The sequence below is a fragment of the Pseudomonas sp. GXM4 genome, from assembly GCF_008923895.1.
Taxonomy (GTDB): domain Bacteria; phylum Pseudomonadota; class Gammaproteobacteria; order Pseudomonadales; family Pseudomonadaceae; genus Aquipseudomonas; species Aquipseudomonas atacamensis.
Genome location: NZ_WBRZ01000212.1, coordinates 1 through 9,266 on the forward strand (window position 1 = coordinate 1; position 9,266 = coordinate 9,266).

Here is a 9,266-nt window from a genome sequence, read left to right on the forward strand (position 1 = left end):
CGCAGAGCGTCCATGGCGGCATTCCCACGCAGAGCGTAGGAACGATCAGAGGAAAAAATATGAGCCGCGCCCCAGACACATGGATTCTGACCGCCGACTGCCCCAGCGTCCTCGGCACCGTGGACGCGGTCACGCGTTTTCTGTTCGAGCAGGGCTGCTATGTCACCGAGCACCACTCGTTCGATGACCGCCTCTCGGGGCGCTTCTTCATTCGCGTGGAATTCCGTCAGCCTGATGGTTTCGACGAACAATCTTTCCGCGCAGGTTTGGCCGAGCGCGGAGAAGCGTTCGGCATGCTCTTCGAGCTGACCGCGCCGAACTACCGGCCGAAAGTGGTGATCATGGTCTCCAAGGCCGATCACTGCCTCAATGACTTGCTCTATCGCCAGCGCATCGGCCAGTTGTCGATGGACGTGGCGGCGGTGGTGTCCAACCATCCGGATCTCAAGCCGTTGGCCGACTGGCACCAGATTCCCTACTACCATTTCCCTCTCGACCCCAACGACAAACCGGCGCAGGAGCGTCAGGTCTGGCAGGTGATCGAAGAGGCCGGTGCCGAACTGGTGATCCTCGCCCGCTACATGCAGGTGCTATCGCCGGAGCTGTGCCGCAAGCTCGATGGCAAGGCGATCAACATTCATCACTCGCTGTTGCCGGGCTTCAAGGGCGCCAAACCGTATCACCAGGCTTACAACAAAGGCGTGAAACTGGTGGGCGCGACGGCGCATTACATCAACAACGACCTCGATGAAGGGCCGATCATCGCCCAGGGCGTCGAGGCGGTGGATCACAGTCATTACCCCGAGGACCTGATTGCCAAGGGCCGGGATATCGAAGGCCTGACCTTGGCGCGGGCGGTCGGGTATCACATCGAAAGAAGGGTGTTCCTGAACGCCAACAGAACTGTCGTTCTTTAGCGCAAGCTCCAAGCTCCAAGCTCCAAGCCGCAAGAAAAAGCGGTCAGCACACTTCTTGCGGCTTGTAGCTTGCCGCTTGAAGCTCAATCAACTCTCTACCCAACAACAAATATAGAGGTGATGGCATGTCTGGCAATCGTGGTGTGGTGTATCTCGGCGCTGGCAAGGTCGAAGTACAGAAAATCGACTATCCGAAAATGCAGGACCCGCGTGGTCGCAAGATTGAGCACGGGGTCATTCTCAAAGTGGTTTCCACCAACATTTGCGGCTCCGACCAGCACATGGTGCGCGGCCGGACCACGGCGCAGACCGGTCTGGTGCTGGGTCACGAAATCACCGGCGAGGTGATCGAAAAGGGCTCCGACGTCGAAAACCTGAAGATCGGCGATCTGGTCTCTGTTCCGTTCAACGTGGCTTGCGGGCGCTGCCGTTCCTGCAAGGAGCAACACACCGGCGTCTGCCTGACCGTCAACCCGGCCCGTGCCGGCGGCGCATACGGTTACGTCGACATGGGCGACTGGACCGGTGGCCAGGCCGAATACGTGCTGGTGCCGTACGCCGACTTCAACCTGCTGAAACTGCCGGATCGCGACAAGGCCATGGAGAAAATCCGCGACCTGACCTGCCTCTCCGACATCCTCCCGACCGGTTACCACGGCGCCGTCACTGCCGGCGTTGGCCCGGGCAGCTCCGTGTACATCGCTGGCGCCGGTCCGGTCGGCCTCGCCGCTGCCGCTTCCGCACGCTTGCTCGGTGCTGCGGTGGTGATCGTCGGCGACGTCAACACCATCCGCCTGGCCCACGCCAAGGCACAGGGCTTTGAGGTCGTCGACCTGTCCAAGGACACCCCGCTGCACGAACAGATCGCCGCGCTGCTGGGCGAGCCGGAAGTCGACTGTGCGGTGGACTGCGTCGGTTTCGAAGCCCGCGGCCACGGCCACGACGGCGTCAAGGCCGAAGCCCCGGCCACGGTGCTCAACTCACTGATGGGCGTGGTGCGCGTTGCCGGCAAGATCGGTATCCCGGGCCTGTACGTCACCGAAGATCCGGGCGCCGTCGACGCCGCGGCGAAAATGGGCAGCCTGAGCATCCGCTTCGGCCTGGGCTGGGCCAAATCCCACAGCTTCCACACTGGGCAGACTCCAGTGATGAAGTACAACCGCCAGTTGATGCAGGCAATCATGTGGGACCGCATCAACATCGCCGAAGTGGTCGGCGTGCAAGTGATCAGCCTCGATCAGGCGCCGGAAGGTTACGGCGAGTTCGATGCGGGTGTGCCGAAGAAGTTTGTGATTGATCCGCATAAGTTGTTCAGTGCGGCGTAAGGTTTTAGCGCAACGCAAAACGGCGACCTCAGGGTCGCCGTTTTTATTGCCGCATTTTCACATTTTCTCGACGGACCGTGGCTGAGAATGGATCTGCAACCCGGAACATGCCACCGGATCCCCGGTCAAACCGGCAGTTTCGTCGCCGTTGTCCGGTGGCAGCTTTCCTCAAGAGGATGTCTGAATGAAGATTTCACGCGGTTTTGCCCTGGCATCGCTCCTGACTCTGGCCGCCGGGCCGGTGTTTGCCGGTTTCAGTTTGAACGACGTGGCCGGTGCGGTAGCGGGGATGCAGGGTGGCGACAAGGCGGCTGCTGCGGCGCCGACCTCGGAGACCGCTGGTTTGTTGAGTGCTCTGAGTGCGCTGGACGTCACGCCGGAGCAGGCCGTTGGCGGTACCAGTGCGATGCTCGGGCTGGCGAAGAATCAGTTGAGCAGCACCGACTATTCGCAACTGGCCAAGGAAGTGCCGGGTATCGACAAGTTGTCCGGTGGCAGCGGCAATCTGGCGGCGCTGGGCGCGTTGCTCGGTTCGTCCGGCAAGTCCGCTGGCCTTGAGAATGCGCTGGGCAATGTCAAAGACAGCAACGACCTGAACAACGCGTTCAGCGCGTTGGGCATGGACAGCGGCATGATCGGCCAGTTTGCCCCGGTGCTCCTGCAATACCTCGGTCAGCAGGGCGTCGGCGGTTCGCTGTTGAGCAGCCTGGGCAGCATCTGGGGTGTCGGCACGGGCACCTGAGTCAGCGGCGCTCGTTGCGCAGCTCGACGATGCGCTGATCCTTCTCGGTCCAGAGCTGGTTGACCCAGTTCTGGACGCGCTGGCGAAACGCCGGATCTTTCTCGTAATCGCCCTGCCACAGCGCCGGGTCGAGTTCGCGGGTCCTGATGTCGATGATCACTCGCGGCACGTTGCCGCTGATCAGGTCCCAGAAGCCCGGGATTTTTTCCTGTGGATACACCACCGTCACATCGAGCATCGCATCGAGTTGTTCACCCATCGCCGCCAGCACGAACGCCACGCCGCCGGCCTTGGGTTTGAGCAAGTGGTTGAACGGTGATTCCTGCTGGGTGCTTTTCGCCAGGGTGTAGCGCGTGCCTTCCAGATAATTCACCACCGTCACCGGCTGGCGCTTGAACAGCTCGCACGCCGCTTTGGTGATTTCCAGATCCTTGCCCGCCAGCTCGGGGTTCTTTGCCAGAAAGGCTTTGGTGTAGCGCTTCATGAACGGGTAATCCAGCGCCCACCACGCCAAGCCGAGGAACGGCACCCAGATCAGCTCTTTCTTCAGAAAGAACTTGAAGAACGGCGTGCGCCGGTTGAGGGTCTGGATCAGTGCCGGAATGTCGACCCACGATTGATGGTTGCTGACCACCAGATAGGACGTGTCGCGGCGCAGATCGTCGCCGCCGCGAATGTCCCACTGCGTCGGGATGCACAGCTGGAAGATCAGCTTGTCGATTTCGGCCCAGGTCTCGGCGATCCACATCACCGCCCCCGACGCGTAATCCCGCCAGCGCCCGGGTGCGACCAGCTTGAGCAGGGCAAACACCATCAACGGCCCGATCAGGATCAGGGTGTTGAGCAACAGCAGCAGGGTGACGAAACAGCCGGTGAGCAGGCGGCGCATAAGCAACTCTATGAAGTGGCAGGGGCGAGCCATGATAAGCAGCTTCACGCGACAGGCCAAATCGGTGCTGACGAATGTTTCACTTCAGTCCCGTTAACCTGATCGTTCCCCCGCTCTGCGTGGTAACGCCGCCCGGGACGCTCCGCGTCCCCTGTGACGCAGAGCGTCACTGGATGCATTCCCACGCAGAGCGTGGGAACGATCAACCGCGCGACGGTCTAAAATGCCGTTGCCTAACCTCCCAAGGAAGCCCCTTACGTGAAATCCCTCCTTGCTCTGTTTGCTCTCGTCGCGCTGCCGGTCATGGCCGCCGAGCCGACGCTGTACGGTCGCTACGAATACATCGCGCTGCCGGAAATCGGTGGCGAAGTGCTCAAGGCCAAGATGGACACCGGCGCGCTGACCGCCTCGCTGTCGGCCAAGGACATCGAGACCTTCACCCGTGATGGCGAAGACTGGGTGCGTTTCCGCCTCGCCACCAAAGACGCCAGCAACAAGGTTTTCGAGCACAAGGTCGCGCGGATCAGCAAGATCAAAAGCCGTTCCGACGAGGACGATGAAGAGCGCGACAGCAGCGATGTCGCCAAGCGCCCGGTGGTCGATCTGGAGCTGTGCCTGGGCAACGTCAAGCGCACCGTCGAGGTCAACCTGACCGACCGCAGCCACTTCAACTATCCGCTGCTGATCGGCGCCAAGGCCTTGCGCGAGTTCGGCGCGGCGGTCAACCCGGCACGGCGTTACACCGCCGACAAGCCTGACTGCTAAGTGGTCTGATTGACGTAACCCCGGGCTTGGGGCACCGTTCGCGCACTAACTGCCACGGGCTCGGACGCCATGCCGCACATCCTGATTGTCGAAGACGAAGCGGCGATTGCCGACACATTGATTTTTGCCTTGCAGGGCGAGGGGTTCAGCACCACGTGGCTGAACCTCGGCGCGGCGGCGCTGGAGCATCAGCGACAAACCCCGGCCGACCTGATCATTCTCGATATCGGTTTGCCGGACATCAGTGGCTTCGAAACCTGCAAGCAGTTGCGACGCTTCACGGAAGTGCCGGTGCTGTTTCTCAGCGCCCGCGACGCCGAGATCGACCGCGTGGTGGGTCTGGAGATCGGTGCCGACGATTACGTGGTCAAGCCGTTCAGCCCGCGTGAAGTGGCGGCGCGGGTCAAAGCCATCCTCAAGCGCATGGCACCGCGTGCAACCCTGGAAGCAGGCTCAACGCTGTTTCGCATCGATGCTGAACGCGTGCAGATCAGCTATCGCGGCCAGCCGCTGAGCCTGACCCGCCATGAATTCCGCTTGTTGCAATGCCTGCTCGAACAACCTGAGCGGGTGTTCAGCCGCGAGCAATTGCTCGATGCGCTGGGCGTTGCCGCTGATGCCGGTTACGAGCGCAGCATCGACAGTCACATCAAAAGCCTGCGCGCCAAGTTGCGCCTGGTGCGCGCCGAGGCCGAGCCGATCCAGACCCATCGCGGCCTCGGTTACAGCTACAGCCCGGGGCACAGCTGATGTCGCTGGGGCTGCGGATCTTTCTGGTGTACGTGCTGTTTGTCGGCCTGACCGGTTATTTCGTCCTCTACACGGTGATGGAGGAAATCCGCCCCGGCGTGCGTCAGTCCACCGAAGAGACGCTGGTCGACACCGCCAACCTGATGGCTGAAATCCTGCGCGACGATTTCAAGGCCGGCACCCTCAGCGAGAACCGCTGGCCGCAACTGCTCCGTGCCTATGGCGAACGGCAGCCGCAAGCGACCATCTGGGGCTTGCCGAAGAACCAGGTCAACCACCGCATCTACGTCACCGACGCCAAGGGCATCGTCGTGCTCGACTCCAGCGGCGTCGCGGTCGGCCAGGATTATTCGCGCTGGAACGATGTTTACCTGACCCTGCGCGGCGAGTACGGCGCGCGCTCCAGCCGCAGTGATCCTGATGATCCGAGCTCTTCAGTGATGCACGTCGGTGCACCGATCCGCGACAACGGCAAGATCATCGGCGTGGTCACCGTGGCCAAGCCCAACAGTTCGCTGCAGCCCTACGTCGATCGCACCGAGCGGCGTTTGCTGTTTTACGGCGCCGGACTGATCGGCCTCGGCCTGCTCTTCGGTGCTTTGCTCTCATGGTGGCTGAGCCGCGCGCTGCACCGTTTGACCGGTTATGCCCAAGCGGTGAGCGAAGGCCGGCGCGTGGAAGTGCCGCACTATCGCGGCGGCGAACTGGAGCAACTGGCGACGGCGGTCGAGCAGATGCGCACGCAGCTCGAAGGCAAGGCCTACGTCGAGCGCTACGTGCACACCCTGACCCATGAATTGAAAAGTCCGCTGGCGGCGATCCGGGGCGCAGCGGAGCTGCTGCAAAGTGATATGCCGGCCGTCCAGCGTTTGCGCTTTGTCAGCAACATCGACAGCGAGAGTGCGCGGATGCAGCAGTTGATCGAGCGCCTGCTCAACCTGGCGCAAGTCGAACAACGCCAAGGGCTGGAAGAACGGGTGGCAGTGCCGCTGGCGCTGTTGGTCGCAGAACTGCTCAAGGCGCAGGCCGCGCGGATCGAGGGCAAACAACTGCGCGTCGAGCAAGCGATCGGCGAGGATCTGCTGTTGATTGGCGAGCCGTTTCTGCTGCGCCAGGCGTTGGGCAATCTGCTCGAGAACGCGCTGGATTTCACCCCGACGTCGGGGCTGTTGCGCTTGAGCGCCGAGCGGGTTGGCGAGCAGGTCGAGTTCCGCCTGTTCAACCAGACCATGCCGATTCCCGATTACGCCTTGCCACGCCTGACCGAACGCTTCTACTCGTTGCCGCGCCCGGACAGCGGACGCAAGAGCACCGGGCTGGGGCTGAACTTCGTTGAAGAAGTGGTCAAGTTGCATGGCGGGGTGATGCGCATTGGTAATGTCGAGGGCGGGGTTGAGGTGGTATTGCACCTGCCTTGAAACCGAGTCGCGGCCTTCGCAAGCAGGCTCGCTCCCACAGGGGAATGCATTCTCCACACAATCTCCATATTCCCCCCACACTCCCACCACACCGCATCAGCAGACTCCTCCCATCCAAACAGGGAGAGTCCCATGAACAAGAATCTGACCATCAAACTCGGCGCGATTGCCTTGTTGATCCTGCTGTTGCTGATCCCCTTGCTGATGATCGACGGCATCATCGATGAGCGTCAGCAACTGCGCGACGGCGTGCTCGAAGACATCGCGCGCAGCTCCAGTTACAGCCAGCAACTGACCGGGCCGGTGATGGTAGTGCCGTATCGCAAGATAGTGCGCACCTGGAAGACCAACGACAAAACCAACAAGCGCTACGAGGAGATCGGCGAGGCGCGCGGGCGTCTGTACTTTCTGCCGGAGCGTTTCGAGCTCGACGGCCAGGTGCAGACCGAACTGCGCAAACGCGGCATTTACGAGGCGCGGCTGTTCCATGCCGACAACCGCATCGATGGGCATTTTTCCCTGCCGGCGCAGTTGGGCATCAAGGAGAATTTTGCCGATTACCAATTCGACGCGCCGTTCCTTGCCGTCGGTATCAGCGATATTCGCGGCATCGAAAACGCGCTGAAACTCGAGCTCGGCGGCCAGCAACTGGACTTCGTGCCTGGCAGCGAAGTGGCCTGGATCGGCGAGGGCGTACACGTGACCCTGCCGGCGCTCGACGCCAGCAAAGCCACGCAATTGACCTTCGGTTTCGACCTGCGCCTGCAAGGCACCGGCTCGCTGCGTGTGGTGCCGGTGGGCAAGACCAGCAGCGTCAACCTCGCCGCCAATTGGCCGCACCCCAGCTTCGTCGGCAACTTCCTGCCGGCCAAGCGCGAGATCAACGATCAGGGTTTCAGCGCCGACTGGCAAACCTCGTTTTTCTCCACCAACCTGCAAGAGGCGATGGAGCGCTGCGTTGCTGGCGACTGTGATGCACTCAACGGCCGCAGCTTCGGCGTCAGCTTCATCGACCCGGTGGATCAGTACCTGAAGAGCGACCGGGCGATCAAATACGCGCTGCTGTTCATCGTCCTCACCTTCGCCGGTTTCTTCCTCTTCGAAGTGCTCAAGAGCCTGGCGGTGCACCCGGTGCAATATGCCCTGGTCGGTGTTGCGCTGGCGTTCTTTTACCTGCTGCTGTTGTCGCTGTCGGAACACATCGGTTTTGCGCTGGCGTATCTGTTGTCGGCGAGTGGCTGCGTGTTGCTGATCGGCTTCTATGTCAGCCACGTCCTGCGCAGCGCGCGGCATGGCTTGAGCTTCTCGGCCGGGCTGGCGGCGCTGTATTGCCTGCTGTACGGCTTGCTCAGCGCCGAGGATTACGCGCTGTTGATGGGCTCGCTGATGCTGTTCGGTCTGCTCGGGGTGTTCATGGTGCTGACCCGCAAACTGGACTGGTACGGGATTGGTTTGAAGCCGGCCAGGCCGCTGGAGTTTGATGTGGAGGCGATGCAATGAGCGGGTTGAGGGCTGAGCGCAGGGAAGTGGCGGTTCTGCTGACGTTGATTGTTGCAGTGCTGCCGCCAGAACCGAGGTGGTGCCATCGCTGGCAAGCCAGCTCCCACAGGATATATGCCGACACACAGGTCAGCGGTCTGTCCCGATTCAATGTGGGAGCTGGCTTGCCAGCGATGGGGGCAGATCAGGCGCCGCAGAATCAGGGCTTGGGCATCGTCGCCACCATGGACGGTCGCTGACTCACCTCGAAATACCAGTTGGCCAGTTGCGGATTGGCTGCACGCCAGTCCATGTCCGGGAAGCGCAGATCCAGATAGCCCAGCGCGCAGGCCACGCTGATCGCCGCGACATCGAAGTGGCTGGTCAGCTCGGCAATCGCTTCGCTCTCCAGCACGGCGAGGGCGCGGCGGATCTTGTCGCGCTGGGCGTCGAGCCATTCGTCCCAGTGTTTTTCCACCGGGCGCAGCACGGTTTCATAACGCACCATCACCGAGGCATCCATGATCCCGTCGGCCATCGACGCCAGGGTCAGGCGCCGCCAGCGCGCCGCACCTTCACGGGGGATCAGCGGATTGCCGACGTGCTGCTGGTCGAGGTACTCGAGGATGACGCGGCTGTCATGGATGACATTGCCATCGGCCAGGCGCAGGGCGGGGATTTTGCTCAACGGGTTGTCGGCGATCAGCTCCGGGTTCGGGCTGACCGGGCTGAGCACACAGTCCTGCAGCGCGACACGATCCTGCTGACCGGTTTCGTGCAGCAGCACCATGACCTTGCGGACGAAGGGCGACAGGGTGTTGTGGTACAGGGTCATGCTGGGGGCGGACATGGCAAGGTCTCGATCAGGACAATGATCGGGCAGCATAGCCTGCTCGCGTCCGGCGCAGAACCCATGTGGGAGCGAGCCTGCTCGCGAAGGCGTCGGGACAGTCGACTTTGATGTTGAATGTGAGGGCGCTT

At 62.0% G+C, this 9,266-nt stretch carries 9 protein-coding genes; 7 read left to right on the forward strand and 2 right to left on the reverse strand.

The genetic code is table 11. From position 1 onward, the window contains the following. Positions 1-59: 59 nt before the first annotated feature. The 3 genes from purU to F8N49_RS21145 all read left to right on the forward strand — a co-directional run bounded on the left by purU (position 60) and on the right by F8N49_RS21145 (position 2,984). Complete coding sequence (purU, locus tag F8N49_RS21135; RefSeq protein WP_016772833.1) at positions 60-917, forward strand: formyltetrahydrofolate deformylase; 858 nt, start codon at positions 60-62, stop codon at positions 915-917. Positions 918-1,042: 125 nt separating this feature from the next. Beyond that, positions 1,043-2,242: a formaldehyde dehydrogenase, glutathione-independent gene (fdhA, locus tag F8N49_RS21140; protein ID WP_016772834.1), complete on the forward strand. Its 1,200-nt coding sequence runs from the start codon at positions 1,043-1,045 to the stop codon at positions 2,240-2,242. Positions 2,243-2,426: 184 nt separating this feature from the next. Next, positions 2,427-2,984 (forward strand): DUF2780 domain-containing protein, encoded by a 558-nt coding sequence (locus F8N49_RS21145; RefSeq protein WP_041476745.1) that lies wholly within the window; start codon positions 2,427-2,429, stop codon positions 2,982-2,984. Position 2,985: 1 nt separating this feature from the next. Here the strand turns inward: F8N49_RS21145 and F8N49_RS21150 are convergent, their stop codons facing one another. After that, positions 2,986-3,873, reverse strand: a complete 888-nt coding sequence (locus F8N49_RS21150; RefSeq protein ID WP_071173847.1) for an acyltransferase — start codon at positions 3,871-3,873, stop codon at positions 2,986-2,988. 258 nt (positions 3,874-4,131) lie between these two features. Here F8N49_RS21150 and F8N49_RS21155 point away from each other — a divergent pair, with 258 nt between their 5' ends. The 4 genes from F8N49_RS21155 to creD all read left to right on the forward strand — a co-directional run bounded on the left by F8N49_RS21155 (position 4,132) and on the right by creD (position 8,306). Next, positions 4,132-4,638: an ATP-dependent zinc protease gene (locus F8N49_RS21155; RefSeq protein WP_016772839.1), complete on the forward strand. Its 507-nt coding sequence runs from the start codon at positions 4,132-4,134 to the stop codon at positions 4,636-4,638. Positions 4,639-4,707: 69 nt separating this feature from the next. Then, positions 4,708-5,388, forward strand: a complete 681-nt coding sequence (creB, locus tag F8N49_RS21160; protein WP_024014583.1) for a two-component system response regulator CreB — start codon at positions 4,708-4,710, stop codon at positions 5,386-5,388. After that, a complete protein-coding gene (gene creC, locus F8N49_RS21165; RefSeq protein WP_151552417.1) occupies positions 5,388-6,806 on the forward strand; it encodes a two-component system sensor histidine kinase CreC in 1,419 nt (472 codons plus the stop codon). Before creB ends, creC begins: the two co-directional genes overlap by 1 nt. Positions 6,807-6,938: 132 nt before the next feature. Further along, the gene (creD, locus tag F8N49_RS21170) at positions 6,939-8,306 is read left to right on the forward strand and encodes a cell envelope integrity protein CreD (protein ID WP_151552419.1); all 1,368 of its coding nucleotides are present in this window, start codon (positions 6,939-6,941) and stop codon (positions 8,304-8,306) included. A gap of 199 nt (positions 8,307-8,505) precedes the next feature. On the opposite strand, the gene F8N49_RS21175 is transcribed toward creD, so the two are convergent. Continuing rightward, positions 8,506-9,135, reverse strand: coding sequence for a glutathione S-transferase (locus tag F8N49_RS21175; RefSeq protein WP_051600799.1), 630 nt, complete (start codon positions 9,133-9,135; stop codon positions 8,506-8,508). Positions 9,136-9,266 lie beyond the last annotated feature (131 nt).